This is a genomic window from Dehalobacter sp. 12DCB1 (genome assembly GCF_004343605.1).
GTDB lineage: Bacteria > Bacillota > Desulfitobacteriia > Desulfitobacteriales > Syntrophobotulaceae > Dehalobacter.
This window is the reverse complement of record NZ_POSF01000020.1, coordinates 82,740-107,398: the sequence shown is the minus strand read 5'-3', so window position 1 is coordinate 107,398 and position 24,659 is coordinate 82,740. Positions and strand designations below refer to the sequence as shown.

The following is a 24,659-nucleotide window of genomic DNA, read 5'->3' as shown; positions in this document are numbered from 1 at the left end:
CCTTATAGTTTCTTTTTTCTGAACACCAGGAGTGAAAGAATCAGACCTAACACAATCAGCAGCAGTGTCGTCCAAACTGTTGCGGACATGTCGCCGATTGTTTTCGCATTGGTAAGCAGTGTGATGTTATCCGAGGCAAGCGCGACCGGATTCCATTTTTGAAGCGGCGGGAACACATTGGCGATCAGCAGGACCATCATGACTGCAGCTGTTAGAAGCAATCCTCCGTAATTTCCGGATGTAATTGTGCTTGCCAGCAGGAGAACCGCCAAGAGAAAAGCGCCGAACAGCCATAGGCAAAACAACGAAAAAAACAGATGCGGCAAGGAAAAATTTCCGAACAGATAAACGGTGTAGCCGTAATCGGTGATCGCGGCAAGGACATAGCTGACCGTCCACAAAATCAAAGACGCCAAGTATTTTGACATGATGACCGCAGACCGGGACAATCCCTTGGCGAGAAAAATGACCAGTGTACCGCGTGTCACTTCCTGGGAGAGTATAACGTTAAAGACAAGCAGCAGGATGATCAAACCCATTTGGCTCATGTTCTTGAAAAATTGGCCATAGGCATCCAGAACTGTCGGCTCAGGCATGCTGATGGTTATTCCCTGAACAGTCAGCTGGGCGAAAATATCGGGCATCATCTTGGCCAGCAAGGGACTCGTCATACCGAACAAAAAGAGTACAGAAACCATAATAACGGCTTTATAGCTGCGGATTTGCTCCAGAAATTCTTTTTTAGTAAAAGCGATGAAACCATTCATTGAATAACCTCCAAAAACACATCTTCCAGCGAAGGTTCAAGCACTTCATACTTCAGAACAAAAACCTGTTCCCTGAGCAGCAGTTCCTGAATTAGTCGTCCTTCCGCTGCAATGTCCGCAATGCGGACAGTCAGGGAATTATCTTTGGCCTCCACCGCCGATACAAAGGGGAGATCAGCAAGCTTCCCGGCAAGAACGGCAACACTGTCTTGATCCGCCAACGTGATCCGAACGGAACTATGGCGGTAGCTATTCTTGATATCGGAGAGTTTCCCTTGTAAAACAAGCTTCCCTTCATCCAGAATCCCAATATGGTCACAGAGCCGTTCCACATCGGCTAAAATGTGGGTAGAAATTAAAATGGCAGTCTGCTTCCCGGCAACGGATAAAATGTCCAATATTTCTTTTCTGCCAACGGGGTCAAGCGCCGACGTCGGCTCATCGCAGATCAGGAGCCTCGGCTCGTTCATCAAAGCCTGGGCAATCCCCAGCCGTTGTTTCATTCCTCTGGAATAGCCGCTTATTTTTCGATTACTGTTCTCCAGTCCTACCAGAGCCAGCAGTTCTTCCGTCTTTTTCCGGATTGGACCAAGCTTTTGACCGGAGATTTCCCCGCACAGCCTTAAATATTCGACAGGTGTCATGTAACTGTAGAATTCCGGGACATCCGGAAGATAACCCACATGCCTGTTGGTTTTTGTGTCTCCGAAAGCAACTTTTTCCCCGCATACTTTGATTTCTCCAGCGTCAGTCTTTAAAAAGCCCAGAAGCATTTTCATGGTAGTTGTCTTCCCCGCTCCGTTTTTTCCGATCAGACCAAAAACGGAGCTTTCGGAGACCGAGAAGCTCAAATCTTGTATGACCGGAAGTTCCCCGAAGTTTTTCTTGACATGTTCCAGCTTCAGAATTTCCATTAGTCGTCACCTTTGCCTAAGGTAAAATACAAGATAGGGCCGATTATCTGGAACAGGACGACGACAATCACCCAAAGCACCTGATTGCCGATGCGGTAAGTCCTGTGCCGAAAAATATGAACGAGCGCAGCTGCTGCCAGGGCAAGTTCAATCACCATGACCGGAATTAGAAAAGGTAAATAGGACATTAAATCTTCCATTAGGCTTCCTCCTCCATCGATTCAAGTCGTCGCCAAAGTTTCTGATAACGCTCCTCCGATTTAAGACTTTGAAACGCAGGATTATCTACAACAACGCTCTTTAAATCTTTACGGATGAGTTTATCGCTGCGCGGAGCATCACCTCCCAAATTGAGAGATTCAAAATACGGCTGCAGCATGTCAAAAAATGAATTCCCTTTTAGTTTTAGCGGAAAAGTATTCTTTTGAAAAATAATATCCGCGTATGCTTCCAACATATCCAGCGCTTTCTCGTTTCGGTTTTGCGCTGTGTAAAGCGCGGCTGCTGTGAGATACACCGTGAAATAATGGGCCGGCTGCATCTCTTTGAGCTGAAACACCTCCCCAAGACTCAGCGCCTTTTGTAGACAGGTATCCGTTTTTTCCGGAGCATCTGCATAAAGTGCCATCAGGTCGGGAAAAGCTCCGAAAAGACTGGCTACATTCGTGTAAATAGATTGCTGGAGATAACGCTTGGCGCGGTCGCTGTCACCTTTCATCGCATAGGCTTTGGCCAGCAGTATTCCCGTTGATACCGGTCCTTCCTCGATCCCTTCGAGCAGATCAATAGCTTGGGCAGGCTCCTGCAGGGCCAGGCAACAGTATGCTCTCAAGGAAAGCGCCTCCCTAGCCAGTGCCGCGTCACCGCTGTTCTTTTCCACACACTCAAAATATCCCGAGGCTTCCCGCAAAACGTCGTTCATCCGGTCTGGTCCGCCGGCAAGCGGTGCATGATTAACCAGCAGCTGCGCGATGGAATGCACCAGATTCCAGCACGAATGGTACTTTTTGATATACGTTAGGCACTCGGAGTAGGTTTGGTCAAAAGACTCCGATGCAAAAGCAGTTGCCAGTCTGCGGTACAGTTTTCTTATATCTTCCCTTGTCATTTGGGCTTCATACCCCAGAAGCTCATCGACACTTACGTTGAAGAAGGCTGCTAACACAGGCAAAAGCATAATATCTGGATAGCTTTGTCCTGACTCCCATTTGGAAACTGCCGGCTTGGATACCCCAAGATATTCGGCTAGTTCTTCCTGAGTAAGATCTTTTTCTTTTCTTCGGGCTGCAATCATTTTTCCGATGTTGATTTTCGTCATGGATCCCACCTCCTTTCAAGTCCATTATAGTCTTCTTTTTTGTAACGCTCAACGGAATCGTCGTTAACTATTGTAAAAAAAGTTAACTATTAGTTAACTTAATACAAGTCTTACTGTCTGCTGAAATGTTGGCAATTGACAAAAAGCCGCTAACAAAATTCGTTAGCGGCTTTATCCTACCTACAATCATTGAGCTTTATTCGTGATGTTGGTGTTCTTTCTTGAGTTGAGCGACCAGCGCGTCGGATAATCTTGCCGGAACTTCTTCGTACCCGATGAAATGAGTCGTGAACGTTCCTCTTCCCTGCGTCATAGCCTTGAGGTCAATGGAATAACGCATCATTTCGGATTGGGGTACATGGGCTTTAATCACCTGAAATTTGCCGTCCGGTTCCATACCTAGGACCTTGCCGCGTTTAGCGTTCAAATCTCCGATGACATCACCCATGAATGCTTCAGGAACCTTGACCTCAGCCTCAACGACTGGTTCCATTAATACCGCGTTGGCCATTTCAGCACCTTTCTTGAAAGCAAGATGAGCCGCAAGCTTAAACGCCATTTCTGACGAGTCCACGCTGTGATACGATCCGTCATACAGCGTAAATTTAACATTGGTCATCGGATAGCCGGCCAGGAAACCTTCCGCCACGGCCTCTCGCAGACCTTTTTCAACAGCAGGGAAATAGTTTCTCGGAACCGCTCCACCGAAAACTTCTTCTTTAAATTCAAAGTCTTTTTCCGGGTTTGGCTGCATCTTAATCCAAACGTGTCCGTATTGGCCATGGCCGCCGCTTTGTTTCTTGTGTTTGCCTTCAACTTGCACCAATTTTTTGATCGTTTCTCTGTAAGGAACTTTCGGTACTTCGGTCTCGACGGCAACACCAAATTTTCTGGCCAGTTTTTCACCAACAATATCGAGCTGCATTTCACCGAGCCCGCTTAAAATCGTCTGTTTAGTTTCTGTGTTTTTGCCGACGCTGATGGTCGGATCTTCATCGACTAACCTAGCCAGCGCGGATCCGAGCTTATCTTCATCACCCTTGCTCTTCGGTTTGACAGAAAGCGATAGCGCTGGTTTTGGAAATTCGATTCCGTTCAGCTGGATACCTTTCTCTTTCGTTGTAAAAGTATCTCCTGTTTTTGTCTCCTGAAGTTTCGCAACGACAGCAATATCGCCGGCTTGGACGCTGGCCGTATTATCCTGGTTCTTCCCTCTCAGATAAAACAGCTGGCCGAGTTTTTCCTCGACTTCCCGGTTCGCATTGTAGACAACTGTCTCACTGGTAAACATTCCGCCATAAGCTTTGAAGAAAGTCATTTTGCCGAGATAGGGGTCGGCAAGTGTCTTAAAGACCAACGCGGCTTTTTTGTCTATAGGTGTAGGCGCAGGCACATTGTCTGCCAGGAATTGAATGAATTCCTTCACGCCCAGATTTTTTTCTACCGAACCGAATAAAACCGGAACGATCATATTCTGAGCAAGCCCTTTGGCTGTGATCGTCTTTAATTCTTCATCATTCAGGGACTCTCCATCTAGATATTTCATCAGGATGTCATCATCGGCTTCAGCTGCAGCTTCAGCCAGTGCTTCTTTCAATACGGCAATATCATCTGTATATTGATCAGGTATGTCGGTTTGGAACAGACCAACTACACCTTCGAATCCTGCCTCTTTGCCAATTGGAATCTGCATTTGAACAAAACGGGTATTTGAATAAGTTGATTTCAGCTGATCCAGTACCTTTTCTGCATTGGCATTTTCTCTGTCCAGTTTATTGATAAAAATAATTTTAGGAATTTGTTTTTCTTCGACCAGATCCCAGATGATCTCGGCCTGAACTTCTAAACCATCAACCCCGCTGATCACAAAAACACTTGTTTCCACGACGCGCAAAGCGCTGATGACTTCACCGATAAAATCGGAATAACCGGGTGTATCGAGAACATTAACTTTAACATCCTTATGCTCGATCGGAATTAATGAAGTGCTAATTGAAATGTGACGTTGTACTTCCTCTTGAAGGTAATCTGAGACGGTGTTTCCATCGTTTACTTTCCCGATGCGGTTCGTTACTCCGGCATTAAAAAGCATGGTCTCTACCAGTGACGTTTTACCTGAACCTCCGTGCCCAACAAGACAGATATTACGAATACTCTTGGTGTCATAGCTTTTCAAGAATAATCTCCCCTTTGTCTATTCTTTTTAATAACTTGACTTAAACAAGACTATTGCACTCGAACATCACTCAATATTAAATTATAACATGTTTAATTCTCTTTAATTCTCTGCTGTTTCCACAAATCCTCTAAAAAAAACTGCATCCCTGAAAAAACTTGGAGCATGACCTCCTTTCCCAGCGCATAAGTTGAATAGAAATCAACTATATGTACTCTGACAGAGTACCGGCCAGGGAGGAAAAAATGCCCAGAAACAACCTCATTTTTGGTGCAGTCATTCTTTTTGGGGCGAATCTGGTCAATCGTCTGCTCGGGTTTGTCTACCAATACCTGATTATGCATTATATCGGTAGTGAAGCGTACGGATTGTTCTATATGGTATTTCCGGTCTATATGACTGCACTGGTCTTAACCACAGCAGGAATACCACTGGCTGTCTCCAAAATGGTCGCAGAAAGAGTCTCTATTGGCCGCTATGCTGAAGCCCGGAGAGTATTCCGGACGGCTTTCCTGACTTTATTTATTTCCGGTCTGCTGGTTACCATCACGCTGTACATAAACAGATCACTGATCGTTCACAGTTTCTTTGCGGATGAGCGCGTTGGAATTGTTTTTCAGATCTGTATCCCGTCAATTTTTATCGTATCTGTGGCCTCTGCATTCCGTGGATATTTCCAGGGGCTGCAGAACATGGTTCCTTCAGCGGTCAGCCAGGTTTGTGAACAAATCTTCCGGATCGGGATCGGTTTTTCTCTTTCCGTATATTTGCTAAAGAAAGGCATTGAATGGGCCGCAGCCGGTCTTGCCGCAGGAATGCTCTGTGGGGAGATCGTTGGTTTGCTTGTGATCCTGATTCAATATCTGGTGCAGCACAAGCACCTTCCTTATGGAAATGAAAATGGCGGACAATCCAAACCCGTCATGGCAGAGCTGATCAGTTTGTCCCTGCCCGTAACCGGAAGCAGGCTAATGGCTACAGGGCTGTCTTCTTTGGATACTGTCATTATTCCCAAACAGCTTCAGCTTGCCGGTTATTCGGCCAGGAATGCAACCTCTCTTTTTGGAGAGTTCAGCGGGACTGCACTTACGCTGCTCTCATTTCCAAGCGTCTTTACATTTGCGCTGGCTACATCGCTTGTCCCAGCTATTTCCGAAGCAATGGTCCGAAATGACGTCCGGGCTGCCAGGAGTAAAAGCATAGACGCGGTCCGCTATACCATTATGCTCGGATTGCCGTGTGTCATTGCACTTTATTTTTTTGCTGAACCACTTACGCACCTATTTAAAAGTGATCATGTGTCTGCAGTGTTGAAGGTATTAGCCTTGGGTGGGATATTTGCCTATATTCAGCAGACGACTACAGGAATTTTACAAGGGCTCGGCAAAACCTTTTTACCGCTGGCCCATTCGGTCATCACAGCAGTATTCCGGATTCCGCTTCTTTTCTACCTGACTGGGATTCCAAAATTTGGTCTCGTGGGTACCGCTTTAACTTATGTATTTGGTTTTGTCATGATGGCTTTCTTAAACCTTTATGCCATAAACAAGCACATCGGACTACAAGCTGATCTGAAATCCATGATCCTGCAGCCGGTTATGGCCGGACTTGGTATGACAGCTGTGCTCAAAAGCACCTTATGGCTGGTCCCGGGCCAAACAACGCTGCTTCCGAGTCTTACCGTCCTTCTTGCCGCAATTGTGGTTTATTTTGGGATCCTGATTTCTCAGGGAGGTATTTCAATAAAAGAAATAAAGAAAACCTGGCAGGCTTTGAGATTTTGGCCTAAAAACAAATAGTGCCCCACTTACAGCGTACCCAGCGTTATGCTTTCACCGCCAAAAATTTCGGATCTTGCTTCCCCACTGCCAATACGTCAGCAGGGCTACCACCAAAACAATCACAATAAGCAAGATCTTATAAATAAAATAAATTTTCACCACGGACAGCAGTGTAATAATGACAGCAAGAACAATCGGAATGATAAATAATTTTTTAAGATTATTCTTCCCACCTTTTTCTCGACTCAGCCAGAAAATAATAATAAACACAGCAAAATAAAAGAAGAAAATCCAAAAGCCCATACATTTCTCCTCCCTATAGTAAATTTTCCATGGTCTTTAACCGTTCATAATCGGTCAGGTCACAGTGTAAAGGCGTAACCGAAACATACCCTTCCTGAATTGCCCTAAGGTCAGTATCCTGTTCTTCTTCAAAAACGAGCGTTCCAGTGATCCAATAATACTCTCTGCCATAAGGAGATTTTCTGTTTTCGAACGCATTGTCATAAACAGACCTGCCTAGTTTCGTGACTTTTTTCCCCTTCCATTCCTCTCTGTCGCAGGGCGGCACATTAATATTGAGCAGGCCGCTCTGATACTGAAGTAAGGGGCTGTTCGTATCAATCAAGCGTTTGATGAGCAAAGCGCTTGGCATATAATCTTCGTAATCATAATTCGCAAGCGATACCGCTATGGAACGTATCCCTAACAGGGCGCCCTCCATTGCAGCTGCCACAGTACCAGAGTAGAATACATCCGAACCGAGATTCGGTCCGTGATTAATTCCGGATATGATTAAATCCGGCTTAGCAGGAAGAATATCCCCCTGTATCGCCAGTTTGACACAGTCTGTCGGTGTGCCGTTGACCGATATCCCAATATGATTGTCCGGCAAGGAATGATGGGTTACGAAGATTGGCTGAAACAAGGTGATAGATCGTCCAACAGCTGATCGTTGCCCTTCCGGAGCCACAACATAGATCTCATGCTGATGGTTCGCCGCCAAAACATCATACATGGTCCTGAGACCGGCAGCAAAATAACCATCATCATTTGTCAGCAGGATTTTCATGCAAACTAGCCTCCGTCATTTTGTCGCTTATTTCCAGACCAGCTAATTAATCAGACTAGTACAAAACATTAAAAAATTATATAAGCATTATACCCATTAGAAGGCCAATTTGCTACAAATACCGCATCAAGCACAGTAGCGCAGTTGTTTGTACCCGAGGGGCACAATCTGCCGAATAGCGGCATTGTAACATACCGACCAACCCAAAATAGGTATTAAATTATTCTAAAAATTATTCTTAGATTGGGACTAGCGTCTGCCCATAATTAATGAAAAGGCCTCTGCCCTAGTAGCAGCACTGGTTTCAAACATTCCTCTAACTGCTGATGTAACGGTCTGCGCGCCTGGTTTTTTAATTCCGCGTACGGTCATACACATATGCTCAGCTTCAATGACAACAATAACACCCCGCGGATTAAGCATATCATTCACAGTACCCGCAATCTGGCTCGTCAACCTTTCCTGTAACTGTGGCCTTCTGGCGTAGTCTTCGGCAACTCTGGCCAGCTTCGACAATCCTGTCACCTTGCCGTGTCTCGGTATATACGCAATGTGGGCCTGTCCAACAAAAGGAAGCAGGTGGTGCTCGCACATTGAATAAATCGGAATATCTCTAACCAGTACCATTTCCTCATGTTTTTCTGAAAACAATACAGACAGGTTCTTGCTCGGATCTTCATGAAGTCCGGCAAAAGCTTCCTCATAAAATCTGGCAACTCTTTTAGGAGTATCCTTAAGTCCTTCTCTTTCCGGATTCTCTCCAATTGCTTCCAAAATATCCCTTACAGCTCGTTCTATTTTTGCATGATCTATAGCCATCATGATCGCCTCCTATAATGGTGTAAATTAGCGGAATATTTTATAAATAGGTCAACTTGAATTGTATCATTTATTTTCGATTTGACCAAATTATTTTTGTACTATTTTTTCAGATACGCAATTTTAACCGACATTATTATCAAATTTTACTTTTCTAAAGTTTCAACCTGCGTTTTTCAGGCAGCTCCGGCCATTTAAGGATCGGTCCAATTAATTTATATACCAGACTGGATTCCTTGGTCAGTATGGGGCCCAATATAGCGAGAATGAGCACATACAAGGCAGAAAACGGTTGCAGGACTCCTAGTAAGCCTCCTGATAGGGCCAGTGTGGCAAGTATAATTGAAAATTCACCACGTGACAGGATCGTTAAGCCAATCCTGAGCGAAGCGCGATGCGACAACCGGGCTCTTCTTCCGGCTATAAACCCAGCAACCGTATTGCCAAGAAGCGTCAGCAGCACTGCACCAAGAACCGGCCAAACAGCGCCCCCCAGCGCGAAAGGATCGATGCTCAGACCAAAACTGAAAAAGAATAATGCACCAAAAAAATCACGAAAAGGAACAATAATATGTTCAATCCGCTCGCGATGCTCCGTCTCCGCCAGTACCAGTCCGAGCAGCATTGCTCCGATGGCCTCGGCAATATTCAGGGTTTCGGAAATCCCCGCAATCAACGTCACCGCCGCAAAAGTCACCAGTAAAAATGTCTCATCCGAAGGAATATTTAGCCGGCGGTTCAGCCATGGAACGAGCTTATGGCCCAAAAACAAAAATGCCCCGATAAATCCAAGTGCAACAGCTGCTGTAAGCAGGACTGTAACAGTCGAAGTTGAACCGGAAAGAACCAAACCAGAGACAACAGATAAATAGATTGCTACAAACACATCCTGAAACATCATCAGCCCTAGGATAATTTCTGTCTCATCGTTCGCAGCTCGTTTTAACTCAACAATGACTTTGGCCACAATAGCGCTTGACGAAATTGTCATCATCCCTGCTACGACCAGGATCTCTTTAACGGGCCAGCCTAAAAGCAATGGGTACAACAGCGCAACAGAAAAGTTGATGAGCATGTAGATGAGGCCGCTGCGTAGAATCGACGATCCCGATGCCATCAGCTGTTTGATCGAAAATTCTAATCCGAGAGAGAAAAGTAAAAATAAAACACCCATCTTTCCCATAAAGTCAATTAGTGCGGCTGACTGAATGAACCTGAAATCAAATACTCCGATATGAGGAGCTTGGGGTCCAACAACCATCCCCGCAATAATCAGAATAGGCACAATGGAGATCCGCAATTTACCGGCTATCATCCCTGCTAAGGCCGACAAGGCCAGAGCGAGACCAACTTCCAGTACCAAATGCTCCATTAATGAACACTCCCGTGAAACAGAAGCGCTTTTGCAGCTTTCACCTGTTCTTTTTCTCCTAGGATGACAATCGTTGCACCTTCCTGAAGAACGATGTCGGGATTGGGATTAATCGTTTTATTTTGGTCTTTTTTCACCATCGCAATAATCGTCCCGCCAGTCCGCTTCCGGACCTGCATCTCACCGATTGATTTACCAATCGCATAAGCCCCCGTTTCAATCCTGTACCATTCAAGTACCATATCCCCGATGGCTACCTCAACGGTATCCAGATCTTTGGGGCGATAGGCCATTCCGCCCAGAATAGAGGCAATGCAACGTGATTCTTCATCGTCAAGTGTTACCATTGAGATCGATTCGTTCGGATCCTCGAGGTAATAGTGATACATTTCCCGGCGCCCGTCATCATGAACGATCACAACCAGCTTATCTCCAGACCGGGTGTCCAGCTGATACTTTTTACCAATCCCCGGCAAGTCTTTTTCCTTGACTAATTTCATGCTAAAAAGCCCCCTTTTACTTTAAATTAACTTTAACAAATCTACGGATATAAGTAAAGAAAACGACAGAACGGAACAAAATTGATATTCCCTAATCAGACTATGCCTACTCAGCTAATTACGGCACAAAAAATAAGAGACGTAGCTTAAGTCTCGATACGTCCCGCTATCATCCGCATATTTTGACTATGCGACTTTTTCTGCTTATTTCTCCAAATTAATGTCAATGCTAATCGATTACCGTGTTGCTGTAAAAAATACGCGGTCAAAGGTAAATAAAATTTTACCGTCTTTGGAGCCGGAATAATACTTCATGATTTCCAACATCAGATCACTCTCAAATTCTTTTTGCATTTTGTCTTCATGAAGACAATCCAGGTAGGGTCTCAACCCGGTACTTCGATACAAATCCAGGATATCATCATAACTGTTCATCAAATGATAATACCTGGTTTCCCATAATTCGATTTCCGGTGTTAATTCACAGAGGACATCATAATAATATTCAGGAGTATGGACCTTATAAGGAATCGCAATGTGATCAAAATAACCGGACCACTTCGCAGAGCCTACCAGGTCTAAAAGCAACTGATGAATCAGCATTTCATTGACAAACGGAACTTGGACGGCTAATATGCCGCGGGGTTCCAGCATTGCAAACAGTCTGGAGATAAGAAGGTCATTATCAGGAATCCATTGGAAGACCGCATTGGAAAATATGAGATCGAACTGGCCCAAATCGGAAATGTCCTGTCCAGCATCCCGTAATAACCAACGCACTAACGGGTTTGTGGTTTTGGCAATTTCAAGCATGGCATGTGAATTATCAATGGCTGTGATCGCCGCATTCTTCCATCTTTCTGCTAAAACACGGGTGCTATTACCCGGACCGCAGCCCACATCCAGGATGTTTTCAGGCTTTTCAAGCTTAATACGGCTGACTAAATCACGTGACGGTTTGGATCTTTCTTTCTCAAATTTTAAATAGGCCTCTGGATTCCAGTCTGCCATGGTAATGCCTCCCAAAAACGTTTCTTTGATTGTACCAGAAAACAGATGATAATTAAACCTCTTTGGGAAGTCTAGTACTCAGCCAACCTAAATGGCTTTTTTAACCGTTAAACCAAAAGATTTATTGTAACAGTCGACTGCCACCTTCGTGTTGGACATTTCTTCATACGTATTCCCAAGCAGGATCCAGGCCGCGCTATTTTTGCTGTCCATGGAAACCAGCCGTTCCAGGATAATTTTGGCGTCGTCCCACAGCCCTTTTTCGGTCATGCAGACACTTAAATTATAGAGCACCGTTTTATCTTCCGGATCAATTTTCAGGGCATTCTGGTAATAATCAATTGCTTTGCGCGTTCTTCCGAGCTGAAAACAGATAAAGCCTAAATTATTCAGCAGCAAGATGTCATTATTCTTCAGTGTATAGGCTTTTCTGAGTAATCGGTAAGCCTGGTCATCCTGCTGAAGCTCGTGGTAAATGCCAGCCAGATTGCATAGAGCATCAAGATCATCCGGGTCATGTTTTAATACTTTCTGGAACAACTTCCGGGCTTTGCTCTGTTGGCCTGTCCGCGCATAGCAGTAGGCCAGCCTGGACATCAGGCTGAAATGCCCCCCATATTTAATCGCTTTATAGAAAGATTCAACCGCATCCTCGGTCTGATTCATTTTCAGCTGCATTTCCGCTTTCATTTCCCAGAATTCCGGCTGATACGGCTTCACTTTACAACAGCCGCTGAAACAGTTTAAGGCTTCCCTGTACTGGCCCTGGAACTGATAGATGCTGCCAAGTCGAAAAAGGATATTAGCATCTCCAGGTGAGGAACGAAGAGACTTATCCAGACAATTAATAGCTTCCTGCCATTCCCCAAGTTCGAGATAACAATCCGTCTGCAGATTCCAGTATGTACTGTTTACTTCCATCTGAAGCGCATTTTCGAGATGGATCAAAGCATCATTAACGAATCCCTGTCCATGGCAGCAGCGGGCCAGTAAAAAATGCACTTCGGCAAGCTGTCCGGGCTCTTCGCAATAGATGATTGCTGCTTCCAAATAGGCCTGAGCTTCCTTGAAAACCTTATGATCAATCAGTGTTTTCACCTCTGTCAGATACAGGGCACCGGAGATATTTTCTGTGTTTAAGACTCTAAACAGGATTTCTAGAGCCTGCTGTTCTTCCCCCATAAAAAGCAGCCAATTAATCTGCAGTTTTGTCTTGAGACGCAAGCTATTTTCCATATCAACACCCCTAAACATAAAATCAGACTCGTGCCAGATCAACCCTAAATCTCCTGTCGGCAGATTTCTTGTAATTCAGCGTTGTCTTGCGGCTCCCTGCGGTTGACGAGGTACTAAATAGTTATTCTTCTCTCTCCCATAATTTACCTTTTGGTTAGTTGGAAAACCGCTCATCAAATAGCCTTTCAATTAGATATTTTTCCAATTGGAATTATTTTTTTCGTTATTTATTTCTAAAAATATGTATAATAAGATAAGAGTTGCCAAAGCTCAATTTATTGGTAAAGAGGCTGATATTTTGTCCAAAACAAAAGTACCCTTCCTAATCATCCTCATGATCGTCCTGATAGCAATACCGACGATGTCCGGATGCAGTAAAATATTCTCGTTTTCCGCTGATGAAGAATCCAATCCAGTATCAAACTTGCCAGCTGGTGCGATTTATATAAACGGAGCTGCGATCCGTCCGCTGACTTTGAATGTAATCAATCAGGCTAAACAATCCATTTATATTGAGCTGTCCAGTCTGAATGATCAGGAAATCATTCATTTGCTGATTACCAAAGCGCGTTCGGGCATCGAAGTTAGACTGCTGCTCGACCAATGGCAGAGAGATAATACCTCAACCATTAAAACACTCAAAAATGAAAACATATCGGTCCAGTACTATCCTGCTGAAAAAGGACAGTTCCAGAGAGTACGCTATATGGTTATTGATCATAAAACAGCTGTTTTTTACGGAAGTGACTGGACCACCAAAGGTTTCGATGCGCACAGCATGGCTGTTAAACTATCCGGAGACTCTGTTGGTGTCATGGACAAATCCTTCGGCAAAGACTGGACCTATACGACGACAATGTCTCTTGATTTACCGGATACTTATGATTTGCCGGAAGACAATGTTACCTTTGCTATTACGGTCAACGTCAAACAGCAGCTTCTTAATTTAATCAACGCTGCTACATCTGAGATCCGGATTGAAACTGAACAATTGAGCGAAAGTGATACGATCGATGCTCTGGTAGAGGCAAAAAAAAGAGGCTGTAACGTTAAAGTGATCGTCAGCCTTTCCAGTGCGATTACCTCGCCCGATGCCATCCAGGAATTAAAGGATGCCCAGATTGAATTGCGCTATTATAATCAACCTGACAAAAAAACAATGGGAGCAAATTTCGGTATTTTTGACCAGACAACGTTGTTTGTTTCCAATTCTGCCTGGACGTATTATTCTTTTGTCATCAATCACGAAGGTTCTTTAACGGTTCCTTCTCCTGCTGTTGCAAAAAAAGTTACAGCGCTATTTGATGAAGAATGGGCTAATAGTACACCTTAATCAGTATTTCTCGTTCCCTATCCTTCTATAAAACCATATGTAGGGCAAGTCTGCGTGCCACAGTTCCAGCGTCAAGCGGAGCAAGGAGGGGAAGTGCGGCCTTTTGACGGCCACCGATGGCCTAATGTCGCGATGCCAAGGATGGCAAGGAGCGGCGTGTCAAGGATGACACAACGGCCGAAAGCGGAATTGTGGTATGCAGACAGGCCGCAAATACTTTAGTCTGACTATTAACTTATTTAAAATACGCTGTACTTATACTTATTTGGCATCGATGGAGGCACCTTCCGTACACGAGAATGAATACGTATTTGATTCCGAAATAACATTACCGAGGCTGTCGATCATCTTTAGAAGAAGGTTGACAGGCTCAGTCTCATTCTGGATTGATTTCGGCATGGTGGCTGTTAAGACAGTATTACTTACATACTTCGTTTTAACCAGGTTATCATCAATATAAATTTGATAATCCGGCAGGAAGTTTTCCCCTTGAACCTGAATCACATTTTCACTCAGACGAAGAACCTTTTTGATCTTGGGAAAACGCTCTCCAAGCAGGTACAAAGCATTCTGAACCGGTTTATCCTGTGGTTTAAGCTCATAGACATACGCATTGCCAATCAGGGAATCATATTGCAACATTTCATAGTCCGCGGATTCTGCTTCGGTGATTTTTTCATTCTTCTGATAATGCGCGGCGGCCATCACATTCGACCCTTTTTCATATAAGGAATAAAGGAAATCCATCAGGGTATTTCCTTCTTTTTTGCTTTTTTCCAGAATATAAGGCCCCAAGAAGCTCGAAGAAATGCGGATATTTTTATCTTTCTGGGTAGAGAAATTGTCCCAGATAACAAATGGCACCGTATATTTGTTTAAATAATCGCTGTAACTTCCTCCGTCCTGAAAAAAGTCAGCTTCTTGGTACACTTCAGAACTATTGCCGAGCAAAGGTAAATGGTCTCCATAAAAAACAACAATCGTTGGTTCATCAATCTTCTTTAGGCCTTCAATCAATGCTTTCAGGGACTGATCAACGTCAGAGATCGTATTGACGTAATTCTCCAGTAGTATTTTACTTTTGGCTGAAAAGTTGCCCTGAACCTGAATCGTATTTCCGGCATTAGGTTTTTCCGCATAAGGTCCATGAGCCTCCATAGAAATCGCATAGATAAAATCGGGTTTATCATTCTGTCCGAGCTGCTGCAGAATCTTCTTCGTGAGCTCGGTATCGCGGATGTAAGTCCCTTTCTTCTCCGGATCAGCAAAAAATTCCTTGCTGATAAATTTGTCAAATCCCATCTCTTCGAAAACAATATTGCGACGGTAGAACCAGTTATGGTAGGTATGAATCGCCGTAGCCTCATAACCTTGCCTTTTATAGATCGCGGGCAGCGCATCCATTTCCCTGGTTGCGTATTGGACATATGGAATGATCCCTGCGGGGAGAAACTGGCAGGAATATCCTGTCAAGACTTCAAACTCCGTATTTACCGTTCCTCCAGCAAAGACAGGTGCGAGCATCGTTCCGCCTGAATAATTTTTTTGCAGATAATGAAAATACGGAATTGGATCTTCGCTGAAGCTTACTTCTTTCATCAGCATCGGATCCCAGAAAGCCTCACTTTGTACAAAAATAACATTTGGGGTAAAATCCGGATCAACCGTGTAATCAGTTTTGGTCTGAGCAATGATCTTTTCAATTTCTTCTTTTTGATAAGAAGCCGGAGCATCATCCGAATAGGCTTTATAATTCAGCATAAAGCCGATAATCAAGCCATTTTCTTCGTAATTGGACTGCTGGCTCCAGTTTACAAGCCGGCAGTTGAAAGTCTTTTGCATAGAAGTATGGGCAACTAGATTAAATAGCAAGAGAAAAGACAGTACCGCAATAGGGACTTTTTGAGCCGAAAGGTACTTTTCCGTTGGTATGTAACGAATGATCAGGATGATCGAAACGATAAGTAAGATCACGAGTCCCAACATAAAAGCGATTGGCAGATCCTGAAAGCTCTGGGAAATGTTCGCAGCTTCCTTTCCAAGGTTTAAATCCCAGGGCAGCAAAGGCTCTCCTCGTAGGAGTAGTTTTTCCCTACTGACCAGTGCGATAAAGGAAAGGCCGGTTAGAATGACTGCTGCCATGGACAGGTATAAACGCCGGGGCAAAAGATAAAAAGCATTAATCAGTCCAAACAGCATAGCATACGTGGCAACAAATTGATTCGGTTCGCATACTGCCCAGATTAATGTATGGACAAAACTCCCGCGGGAGACCGTCTCAAACAATATTAAAACCATTAACGGAATCATAGCCAGAAACTTAGAATTAGACACTTTTTCCTCCATAAAATTCCTCATAAATTTTAAAGAGGATATCCGTTGGACATCCTCTTCCCGCTTTGCCGTTAGACATCTGGTTTTCTGACCCTGCACATGCAGGTGGGTACCTAGACAGATCTTTCCATCTTCTTTTTTGTAAAGTATGATGTACACAACCTGCCACTACTCAGTTCCCGGAAAAAAAATAGGATCAAAACCATGATAGTCCATACAAACAGAGCAGCATCATAGATATTATATCACCAGGGTGAAGAAAAATCCTCTAGAAACAACTGGAAAACCAATATGTTTTAGCGATGCACTCTATCTTCCAAATCAGCAAGTCTGTCCAAAATCACAGAGATAGTCATTTCCTGGGTACGTACCCTCTGCCGCAGCTGTTCGATGAGACTGGACATATTCTTAATTTGATGGAGTGTCCCAGGATTAGCCGTTCCATCATCCACTAAAGTAAGTATTTTTGTTTTACGGGAGGGATCTTTGGAATTAGAATCCGATTTATTTAAATACCTAATCTTACCGTATCGGGTGTTTCTTCCTTGGCTGATTTCAATAACCTTATCGTCTTCCAGCACTTTTAGTGCTTTCTTTAGGGTAATGCTTGCTACGCCTGTTTCACGCTGTATTTCGGAATAAGCAATTTCAAACTGGTCTTCATCATGTTTCTTGGACACTTTCTCAAAGAATTCCAAAAACTTATTGTACGTCTTATCCTTCAGTTTCAATGTTATTCATCCTTCCAAGCAAAATAAAACAACGAAATAGTTTATTGTATTATATCATAAATTAATGATTAATTTCACTTAAATTGTAAAAAATTATATATTTTTTAAGTATAATATAAAGACCGCATAAACTATTTCAAAAATTTAATAATTCTTCTTCCGTTACGTCAGCTTGTTTAAGACGTCTTCTTTCATGGAAAAAGAATATATGTCGGAAGGAAAAGCCGCATCTTTGACCTCCGCGCAATATTTTTGCACAGCGTCAACGATCAGAGGCTCGATCATTTCGTATCGTTTGACAAAGGTCGGCACAGTCTTATCTGAAACGCCAATCATATCATGAATAACCAGGACCTGGCCATCACATTGATTCCCGGCACCTATGCCAATGGTCGGCACGGATATTGACTGTGTGATCTTTGCTGCGAGCTGCGCCGGTATTGCTTCCAGGACCAGCATAAAAACACCGGCTTGAGCCAGAATTCCGGCATCACGCAAAAGTTTGGAAGCGCTGTGTATTTCTGTTCCTTGGACTTTATATCCACCCAATAGGCCGGCCGTTTGAGGCGTTAAACCAATGTGGCCAACAACAGGAATCCCGGCTTTGGTCAAAAAACTGATAATTTCGCGGTATTCCTCCCCGCCCTCGAGTTTAACAGCGTCGGCTCCACCCTCCTGCATCAGCCTTCCGGCATTGCGCAACGCATCTTTAGGCCTCGCATAAGTCAGATAAGGCATATCCACAATCATAAAAGTATTCGGAGCACCCCGCCGGACAGCTTTGGCATGATGCAGCATATCCTCCATCGTTACCGGAACTGTTGAGTCGTATCCTAATACGACCATCCCAAGCGAATCACCCACAAGAATCACATCGACACCGGCTTTTTCCATGATTTGTGCCGTCGGAAAATCATAGGCCGTCAGCATTGTAATCTTGTTCTCCTGTTCGCTCATCTTTTTAAAATCTGGAATCATTTTTTTCATTGTGATCGCCTTCTCCCTAAACCTTTTTTATTTCAATCTTTGTCTTAACTTTTAAGTCATAAGTTATATGGGCCAAGCATATGGTGTACAGAAATTGGAGAAAAAGGAGGCTGCCGTATGTCAAAACCGTTTCAGCTGTCATTAGTCACCAAAGGTATAGCGCTGTCCATCATCATCTCATTTCTGCTCACCGTTGTTTTGAGTCTGGTCTACTTCTTTACTTCGGTGCAGGAATCTGTTCTTTACTCGCTGCTCACTGCCGGAATTGGCGTATTCATCGCCAGTTTTTACATTGCGTATCAATCCGGAGCAAGAGGACTTCTGTACGGGCTGGCTATCGGAATCGGTTTTTTTGTGGTTACCATATTGATCTATTACATTTTCTATACAGGTAATCCTTCTTGGAAAATACTGCTCGAGAAAGTCCTGATTAGTCCCATATCGGGTGCGATCGGTGGCAGTATCGGAGTCTTGACGAGGAAATGATGTGATCTATGGTACGTTAAACCGCTCTCCTAAACTGTTCACCCTCCAGAACACGCTATTGAGTGAAAAAATGGGACAAGTACGGCTGTTTCCCACTATACTATTTGGTGTATACTCCTTAACCCTTTCCACCTAGGCCCTTGGCCTATTGCCCCCAGCTGGGGGTTTTTCTTTTTTATTTTATTTGGCGAGCGCAAATTTATTGATCCAGTTGACGACAATTCGGTCTCCCTGATTCAGTTCGGTCGTAAAATGAGCTTCACTGCCATTGACCTGCATTTCTAGTTTTCCGCCCGAAATTGAGTTTTCAGCAAGATTTATATACGGAAATAGTTCCGACAAAATGGGCTTGCGCGAAAAACCTTCCACTCTAATTTCCATACCGTCTTCGATAGGCTCATCTTCTTGTATGACCCTTCCTTTGAAGTAGATCTTTGCTTCAAACGGCGGTAAACTGAACGCTTCTCCGTTAACCGTAAAAATCATTGGTTCGGCTTCTAGCGCCAGATCCTTGATTAATATTTTTTTCTCAAGAATATCGACACGATCGCTATTATTAATAATACAGTCTTTGGTTACAGGGTAATCATTAACGATAATCTCCAGATCCGACACCAGTTCTCGGAGCTGGTTGTTGACTCTAATTCTCTTTTTGTTAATTTTATTGATATTAATGCCTTTTATGGCTAGTAAATCATAGAGCGTTTCATTCTTTTTTACGAGCAGGCTGCAGCCATCCTCAAGCCAGTCTTCTTCGTCAGCCGGTTTATTGTTCAGATAGATGAACGGCTTGAATTCCTCTTCCTTGCCATTCCAGACAATCCTCTTTGCTGCAGACCGGAAAATGATATCTTTGACCTGCGCTTTGGCACCTTCTCCTGAATGACCCGGCATAAAGGTAACCACGTCACCTTGATTAAGCCTCTGGTCTAGCTTGGCTGGCTGGTCATTGACTGTAATCATCGCGGGACTTCCCAACTCTCCTTTGATGACCTGAATCTCTCCGTTTAGCTTATAGATCAGCGCCGATCCAGGACGCCCGAAAAACGTTTTTGGCTGAACACCTGCCGCCAGAAGTCCTTCCGCTACCGTAGCAAGCTGTAGTTCAAACAACGGAATATTCGTATTGTTCACATTAACTGCATAATAATGGAGACCTTTATTATCCAGCGCCGAGATCGCAATTCCAATCGGCGTAATGACATCCGAACCAAATAAATTTTCTTCCTGACCGGAGACCTCGGACAGTCTTTCCCGAACCTGAATGCCGATTCTGCCTCGGGAAAGATTAATCACCTTGGACAGAATATCTCCCATCAATGGGGTAAGACTACCTCCCCCAACCATGATCACGGCCTGGGGTGAACAGCTGTTATTCAGCAGCAGGATTTCTCCGCCGATCCTTTCGGCAATCACCTGAACGGTCGGTTTAATGACATCCAGAACTTCCTGACGTGTGACAGAGGACCTGACTCCGAAGAAATTGACGATGTTAATCAGGCTGTTTGGATTTGGATCGTTCCCGTTCAGCTGCTTTTTAATCCTTTCGCCTTCCTGAAAATCGACCAAATAATTGGAACAGATTGCTTCTGTGACCTCATCACCGGCCATTGGCACCATACCATAGGCAAAGAAGGTACCTTCCTTGGTTAATGCTATATCTGCAGTCCCTGCCCCCATATCCACGAGGGCCAGATTCAGTCTTCTCATATCTCCGGGAATTGCAGCCAGTCCAGCGGCAATTGGTTCTAGCGTCAAACTGGCCATCTCAAGCCCCGCCCTTGCTAAAACTGCAATAAGACCATCGACAACCGTCCTCGGTAAAAATGAAGAAATAACTGTGATTTCTGCTTTTTTCCCTCTTTGCCCGACCAAAGTAGTAATCTGCTGATCTTCGAGCAGCTGCTTCACCGTACTGTATCCGACACAGTAGAATAGGATATTGTCTGTCTCTTCAGCTGAGATTTTCTTCATGGCCTTCTGGACAGCTTCCATTTCCATGGCCAAGACTTCTTCCTGTTCCCAGTGTATCGGCAGAACTTCCTCTCTCGAGACCGTCGCCATTTCGGTGCAAAGCGCCCTGCCTGCTGCTGCCACAGCCACTTTTGTCAATTTGCGGTTTAATTTATGCTCAAGTTCATTCTTTACAAATGACACGGCTTTAGCAACTTCGTTCACATCGTGAACCTGTCCGTCATACATCGCTCTTTGCGTATGTTCGGTCCGCGCACTGGCTATGACTTCATATCCCAATTCACTCTTTTGCGCTACAAGTCCAATAACGACCCTAGTGCCGATATCAAGGGCAAAAACAGTCTTCACTTCTCTTCCCACCTCGCAAAGTTATATATTTGTATGTTGTTAAATAGCCAGCTCGTTAGCTAGCTCATAGAGTTTACGGTTAAACATTTTCTTTTCGTTAAAAGCAAGCTCCAACGGCCTGTCCACAATTTCATTTTGAAAATGAGAAATCATAACCTCAGATTTTCCCTCTATCAGTGCCTCAATGGCTTTGCCACCCATCATTGCTCCGAGTAAAGAATCAGATGCCGAGGGCGCTCCTCCTCGTTGAATGTGACCAAGAATCGTCACTCGGTTTTCCAATCCAGAATATTGCTTCAGCGCTGAAGCAATTTCACGAATATCGCCTGCTCCTTCAGCACAAATAATAATACTATGATTTTTTCCTCTCCGATATCCCCGCAGCAGTTTCTCACTGATTTCCTGAAGATCAAAAGGGATTTCGGGCGTCAGGATTGATTCCGCTCCGATCGCGAGTCCTGAGTGGAGGGCAATGTCCCCGCAATTTCTGCCCATGACTTCGACTAGAAAAGTTCGTTCATGGGACGAAGCGGTATCTCTTAATTTGCTTACGGCCTCAACAACAGTGTTAACCGCCGTGTCAAAGCCAATCGTTGAATCTGTACCGGCAATGTCATTATCGATCGTACCCGGCACGCCAATGACTTTAATACCCAATTCGGCAAGTTTTTTTGCTCCGCGGTAAGAACCGTCTCCGCCGATGACCACGAGCGCTTCGATTCCTTTGGCCTTCAGCTGGTCTGCCGCCAGACGCTGGCCTTCAGCCGTAAACATTTCTTCACATCTGGCAGTTTTCAGGACCGTTCCGCCACGATGCACAATATCTGCAACCGAGCCAAGCTCCATTTCTTTTATTTCACCGCGCAGAAGCCCATCATAACCATGAAAAACCCCGTATACCCGAAGATCATGGTAAATGCCCTTGCGAACAACCGCCCGTATGGCGGTGTTCATTCCGGGAGCATCTCCTCCGCTGGTTAAAACTGCAACCTTGCTATCCGTGCCCATAAGATCTCTCCTTTTCAGCATTATACAGTTTTTTACATAAAGTTTCAAACAACACCTTTTTACTCTCCCGTATCTTTTCGGACTGGTTTGTCAGACTTCCGGTGTTTTTTCGAAAGTAGGACGCAATATCGCGATAGGAATACTGAAATATCTCATGCAGCAGGAGATACACCATCTGCCTTGCTTCCACAATCTCCCCTTTTTTCGTGCTACCCAGGACTTTGTTTTTTTCCAGACCGCAGCATTCACAAACGATAGAAACGACGAGATCAGCCTGTTCTCCGATGCCGGGAAGGTGAAATAATTTTTCGGACTGAGGCACGCGGATTTTCTCATCTGCAAAGTTTGCCGGCTGAATGTCTTTTTTCAACTGTTCAGCAATTTTTATAGCCTGCTTCATATTTTTAATTTCGGAAAGAAGTGCCGGCAGGCAGGGCCGGATCTCCTGAAACAAGTCCCCGGTCAGACGATACGCGATGAAATGCTCGAGCTCTTCAGCTGCCGGATCCTTTAAATAAAGGAAAAACCCGCTTTTAAGCCTTGATGCAAACCGCTGATTTAAAAAGTCAAAGTTGAGTGTACTGCCTTGATATGTAATGACCGTCTTTCCACCTTGCGCCAGAATGGTATCTACGGTATGGAACAGTTCTTCAAGTGTTTTCTTTTTTCCTTGCAGCACATTAATATTATCCAACAGGAAAAGGTCATTGGAACGCATAGAACCGCGAAAGCCGTTAAGACTGCCGCTTTGGGCCGCAAATGCAAATTTCTTCGAGAATTTATCCGCATCAATCAGGACAGTCTTCACCTTTTGTGGTTCCATTTTTTGCAGGATACAATTCAATAGCTGAGTCTTGCCCAATCCTTCCTGACCGGCAATTATCGTAACCGGGGGCGCCTTTTGTACTTCATAATTCTCTATATATTGAAAAGCTAATTGATTGAATTGGCTGATAAACACTGTTTAGAATACCCCCTGCGCAGATAACTTACTCACTGTATTTTTCATGTTAATGTTTGTCCTAACATAATTCGAGAACACGGTCCTAGGGAAGAACAAGGGTTAAGGAATATACCCCTAACCCTTGTCTAGATTGACAATTTCAGCCATCTATCATTACGCGTGCTTTGGCCTAATATATTTCCAGATATCTCTCAATTTCCCATTTATGCACGGCGATGCGGAAGCTGTCATATTCTTCGGTCTTTGCTGCAACAAATCGGGAATAGATGTGCTCACCGAGGGCATCTTTGATGACTTCATCATTGCTTAATAGCGTTAAAGCCTCTTTGAGGTCTCCGGGAAGTGAGTCAATCCCCATCTCTTTTCTTTGCCTGTCATCCATGGCAAAAATATTCAAATCAACGGCTTCGGGCGGGTTAAGTTTCCGTTTGATCCCATCCAGTCCGGCCTTAATCTGGACCGCTAAAGCCAGATAAGGATTGCAGGAAGGATCCGGGCTTCTTAACTCAATACGGGTTGAAGAACCCCTCTTGGCCGGAATACGTATCAGCGGACTCCGGTTGCGGCCCGACCAGGCAATATAGCAAGGTGCTTCATAGCCCGGAACGAGCCTTTTGTACGAATTGACCGTAGGATTGGTGATCGCCGTAAAAGCCTTGGCATGTTCCATAATACCGGCAATATAATGATACGCTTCGCTCGAAAGGTTCATTGGTCCTTCCAGATCATAGAAAAGGTTTTTGCCATTTTTGAATAAAGACTGGTTGACATGCATTCCGGAACCATTGATTCCAAAGATCGGTTTCGGCATAAATGTCGCATGCAGTCCGTGCCGTTGGGCAATCGTCCGGACGACAAATCTGAAGGTGACCATTTTATCAGCCATTTCCAAGGCATCGGCATATTTGAAGTCAATCTCATGCTGTCCGGGAGCAACTTCATGATGGGAGGCTTCAATTTCAAAATTCATCTGCTCCAGCGCCAGAACCATATCTCTTCTGGCACTCTCCCCTAGATCAACCGGTGTCATGTCAAAATAACCTGCTTTATCATGGGTAATCAGGGTCGGTCTGCCCTCCGTGTCGACATGGAACAGGAAAAATTCCAGCTCTGGTCCTATGTAGCATTTGAAACCCATTTCTGAGGCTTCTGCCAGTACTTTTTTTAGTGTATTGCGCGGACAACCGTTGAATGGCGTCCCGTCAGGATTATAAACATCACAGATGAGTCTCGCTACCCCGCCTTCAGCAGGCCTCCACGGGAAGACGACAAATGTGTCGGGGTCGGGCCTCAGGTACATGTCCGACTCCTCAATACGCACAAAGCCTTCAATAGAAGAACCGTCAAACATCATTTCTCCGTCCAGGGCTTTCTCAAGTTGTTCTACCGGAATAGAGACATTCTTTAATACTCCGAAAATATCGGTAAACTGGAGTCTCATGAATTTTACGCCTTTTTCATACGCCTCTCGTAAGACATCTTCTTTCGTATAATTCAAACCTTAGCACTCTCCAATTCTTTAAATTTT

General features: G+C 44.4%; 22 protein-coding genes and 1 other RNA gene. 3 read left to right on the top strand and 20 right to left on the bottom strand.

What is annotated here, in order from left to right:
• Nucleotides 1-2: 2 nt before the first annotated feature.
• From C1I38_RS13545 to C1I38_RS13525, 5 genes are all read right to left on the bottom strand, one after another.
• On the bottom strand, nt 3-767 hold the full coding sequence (locus C1I38_RS13545; RefSeq protein WP_119776593.1) for an ABC transporter permease subunit: 765 nt from the start codon (nt 765-767) through the stop codon (nt 3-5).
• A complete protein-coding gene (locus tag C1I38_RS13540) occupies nt 764-1,681 on the bottom strand; it encodes an ABC transporter ATP-binding protein (RefSeq protein WP_119776595.1) in 918 nt (305 codons plus the stop codon). The genes C1I38_RS13545 and C1I38_RS13540 overlap by 4 nt, the downstream gene beginning before the upstream one ends.
• Nucleotides 1,681-1,881 (bottom strand): PLDc N-terminal domain-containing protein, encoded by a 201-nt coding sequence (locus tag C1I38_RS13535; protein WP_119776596.1) that lies wholly within the window; start codon nt 1,879-1,881, stop codon nt 1,681-1,683. Before C1I38_RS13535 ends, C1I38_RS13540 begins: the two co-directional genes overlap by 1 nt.
• Nucleotides 1,881-2,999 (bottom strand): helix-turn-helix transcriptional regulator, encoded by a 1,119-nt coding sequence (locus C1I38_RS13530; protein WP_119776598.1) that lies wholly within the window; start codon nt 2,997-2,999, stop codon nt 1,881-1,883. The genes C1I38_RS13535 and C1I38_RS13530 overlap by 1 nt, the downstream gene beginning before the upstream one ends.
• Before the next feature lie 196 nt (nt 3,000-3,195).
• Nucleotides 3,196-5,175 (bottom strand): elongation factor G, encoded by a 1,980-nt coding sequence (locus C1I38_RS13525; RefSeq protein WP_119776600.1) that lies wholly within the window; start codon nt 5,173-5,175, stop codon nt 3,196-3,198.
• A gap of 245 nt (nt 5,176-5,420) precedes the next feature.
• Between C1I38_RS13525 and spoVB the strand changes: the two genes are divergently transcribed.
• Nucleotides 5,421-6,974: a stage V sporulation protein B gene (gene spoVB, locus C1I38_RS13520; RefSeq protein WP_119776602.1), complete on the top strand. Its 1,554-nt coding sequence runs from the start codon at nt 5,421-5,423 to the stop codon at nt 6,972-6,974.
• Nucleotides 6,975-7,007: 33 nt separating this feature from the next.
• Here spoVB and C1I38_RS13515 read toward each other — a convergent pair whose 3' ends face one another.
• From C1I38_RS13515 to C1I38_RS13485, 7 genes are all read right to left on the bottom strand, one after another.
• A complete protein-coding gene (locus C1I38_RS13515; protein WP_015042869.1) occupies nt 7,008-7,259 on the bottom strand; it encodes a hypothetical protein in 252 nt (83 codons plus the stop codon).
• A gap of 13 nt (nt 7,260-7,272) precedes the next feature.
• Nucleotides 7,273-8,028, bottom strand: a complete 756-nt coding sequence (gene surE / locus C1I38_RS13510; RefSeq protein ID WP_020490816.1) for a 5'/3'-nucleotidase SurE — start codon at nt 8,026-8,028, stop codon at nt 7,273-7,275.
• A 249-nt stretch (nt 8,029-8,277) separates the two neighbouring features.
• Entirely contained in the window at nt 8,278-8,850 is a 573-nt protein-coding gene (folE, locus tag C1I38_RS13505) for a GTP cyclohydrolase I FolE (protein WP_020490817.1), read from the bottom strand.
• Nucleotides 8,851-9,001: 151 nt separating this feature from the next.
• Nucleotides 9,002-10,219, bottom strand: a complete 1,218-nt coding sequence (locus C1I38_RS13500; protein WP_020490818.1) for a cation:proton antiporter — start codon at nt 10,217-10,219, stop codon at nt 9,002-9,004.
• A complete protein-coding gene (locus C1I38_RS13495; protein ID WP_020490819.1) occupies nt 10,219-10,719 on the bottom strand; it encodes a cation:proton antiporter regulatory subunit in 501 nt (166 codons plus the stop codon). The genes C1I38_RS13500 and C1I38_RS13495 overlap by 1 nt, the downstream gene beginning before the upstream one ends.
• A gap of 237 nt (nt 10,720-10,956) precedes the next feature.
• A complete protein-coding gene (locus tag C1I38_RS13490; RefSeq protein WP_119776604.1) occupies nt 10,957-11,730 on the bottom strand; it encodes a methyltransferase domain-containing protein in 774 nt (257 codons plus the stop codon).
• Between the two features lie 87 nt (nt 11,731-11,817).
• Nucleotides 11,818-12,966 (bottom strand): tetratricopeptide repeat protein, encoded by a 1,149-nt coding sequence (locus C1I38_RS13485; RefSeq protein ID WP_119776726.1) that lies wholly within the window; start codon nt 12,964-12,966, stop codon nt 11,818-11,820.
• 298 nt (nt 12,967-13,264) lie between these two features.
• Between C1I38_RS13485 and C1I38_RS13480 the strand changes: the two genes are divergently transcribed.
• Nucleotides 13,265-14,299, top strand: coding sequence for a phosphatidylserine/phosphatidylglycerophosphate/cardiolipin synthase family protein (locus C1I38_RS13480; protein WP_243103748.1), 1,035 nt, complete (start codon nt 13,265-13,267; stop codon nt 14,297-14,299).
• 261 nt (nt 14,300-14,560) lie between these two features.
• Here C1I38_RS13480 and C1I38_RS13475 read toward each other — a convergent pair whose 3' ends face one another.
• The 4 genes from C1I38_RS13475 to panB form a co-directional block, all read right to left on the bottom strand.
• Entirely contained in the window at nt 14,561-16,633 is a 2,073-nt protein-coding gene (locus C1I38_RS13475) for an LTA synthase family protein (RefSeq protein ID WP_243103749.1), read from the bottom strand.
• Between the two features lie 53 nt (nt 16,634-16,686).
• Nucleotides 16,687-16,868, bottom strand: a non-coding RNA gene (gene ssrS / locus C1I38_RS13470) — 6S RNA.
• Between the two features lie 61 nt (nt 16,869-16,929).
• Nucleotides 16,930-17,364 carry a hypothetical protein gene (locus tag C1I38_RS13465; RefSeq protein ID WP_119776607.1) on the bottom strand — a complete coding sequence of 145 codons (435 nt, stop codon included), beginning with the start codon at nt 17,362-17,364 and terminating at the stop codon, nt 16,930-16,932.
• A 162-nt stretch (nt 17,365-17,526) separates the two neighbouring features.
• A complete protein-coding gene (gene panB, locus C1I38_RS13460) occupies nt 17,527-18,351 on the bottom strand; it encodes a 3-methyl-2-oxobutanoate hydroxymethyltransferase (RefSeq protein WP_119776609.1) in 825 nt (274 codons plus the stop codon).
• Nucleotides 18,352-18,468: 117 nt separating this feature from the next.
• Between panB and C1I38_RS13455 the strand changes: the two genes are divergently transcribed.
• A complete protein-coding gene (locus tag C1I38_RS13455; protein ID WP_119776611.1) occupies nt 18,469-18,837 on the top strand; it encodes a TIGR04086 family membrane protein in 369 nt (122 codons plus the stop codon).
• 180 nt (nt 18,838-19,017) lie between these two features.
• Here C1I38_RS13455 and C1I38_RS13450 read toward each other — a convergent pair whose 3' ends face one another.
• The 4 genes from C1I38_RS13450 to glnA form a co-directional block, all read right to left on the bottom strand.
• A complete protein-coding gene (locus C1I38_RS13450) occupies nt 19,018-21,159 on the bottom strand; it encodes a cell division FtsA domain-containing protein (protein ID WP_119776612.1) in 2,142 nt (713 codons plus the stop codon).
• 39 nt (nt 21,160-21,198) lie between these two features.
• On the bottom strand, nt 21,199-22,167 hold the full coding sequence (pfkA, locus tag C1I38_RS13445; protein ID WP_119776614.1) for a 6-phosphofructokinase: 969 nt from the start codon (nt 22,165-22,167) through the stop codon (nt 21,199-21,201).
• Entirely contained in the window at nt 22,154-23,128 is a 975-nt protein-coding gene (locus C1I38_RS13440) for a DnaA/Hda family protein (RefSeq protein ID WP_119776616.1), read from the bottom strand. The genes pfkA and C1I38_RS13440 overlap by 14 nt, the downstream gene beginning before the upstream one ends.
• A gap of 172 nt (nt 23,129-23,300) precedes the next feature.
• Nucleotides 23,301-24,629 (bottom strand): type I glutamate--ammonia ligase, encoded by a 1,329-nt coding sequence (glnA, locus tag C1I38_RS13435; RefSeq protein ID WP_119776617.1) that lies wholly within the window; start codon nt 24,627-24,629, stop codon nt 23,301-23,303.
• Between the last annotated feature and the right edge of the window lie 30 nt (nt 24,630-24,659).

Excerpts from the sequence above, each read along its gene's own strand:
- C1I38_RS13545 (WP_119776593.1), bottom strand. The coding sequence starts at position 767 with ATGAATGGTTTCATCGCTTTTACTAAAAAAGAATTTCTGGAGCAAATC.
- C1I38_RS13540 (WP_119776595.1), bottom strand. The coding sequence starts at position 1,681 with ATGGAAATTCTGAAGCTGGAACATGTCAAGAAAAACTTCGGGGAACTT.
- C1I38_RS13535 (WP_119776596.1), bottom strand. The coding sequence starts at position 1,881 with ATGGAAGATTTAATGTCCTATTTACCTTTTCTAATTCCGGTCATGGTG.
- C1I38_RS13530 (WP_119776598.1), bottom strand. The coding sequence starts at position 2,999 with ATGACGAAAATCAACATCGGAAAAATGATTGCAGCCCGAAGAAAAGAA.
- spoVB (WP_119776602.1), top strand. The coding sequence starts at position 5,421 with ATGCCCAGAAACAACCTCATTTTTGGTGCAGTCATTCTTTTTGGGGCG.
- C1I38_RS13515 (WP_015042869.1), bottom strand. The coding sequence starts at position 7,259 with ATGGGCTTTTGGATTTTCTTCTTTTATTTTGCTGTGTTTATTATTATT.
- surE (WP_020490816.1), bottom strand. The coding sequence starts at position 8,028 with ATGAAAATCCTGCTGACAAATGATGATGGTTATTTTGCTGCCGGTCTC.
- folE (WP_020490817.1), bottom strand. The coding sequence starts at position 8,850 with ATGATGGCTATAGATCATGCAAAAATAGAACGAGCTGTAAGGGATATT.
- C1I38_RS13500 (WP_020490818.1), bottom strand. The coding sequence starts at position 10,219 with ATGGAGCATTTGGTACTGGAAGTTGGTCTCGCTCTGGCCTTGTCGGCC.
- C1I38_RS13495 (WP_020490819.1), bottom strand. The coding sequence starts at position 10,719 with ATGAAATTAGTCAAGGAAAAAGACTTGCCGGGGATTGGTAAAAAGTAT.
- C1I38_RS13490 (WP_119776604.1), bottom strand. The coding sequence starts at position 11,730 with ATGGCAGACTGGAATCCAGAGGCCTATTTAAAATTTGAGAAAGAAAGA.
- C1I38_RS13485 (WP_119776726.1), bottom strand. The coding sequence starts at position 12,966 with ATGGAAAATAGCTTGCGTCTCAAGACAAAACTGCAGATTAATTGGCTG.
- panB (WP_119776609.1), bottom strand. The coding sequence starts at position 18,351 with ATGAAAAAAATGATTCCAGATTTTAAAAAGATGAGCGAACAGGAGAAC.
- C1I38_RS13455 (WP_119776611.1), top strand. The coding sequence starts at position 18,469 with ATGTCAAAACCGTTTCAGCTGTCATTAGTCACCAAAGGTATAGCGCTG.
- pfkA (WP_119776614.1), bottom strand. The coding sequence starts at position 22,167 with ATGGGCACGGATAGCAAGGTTGCAGTTTTAACCAGCGGAGGAGATGCT.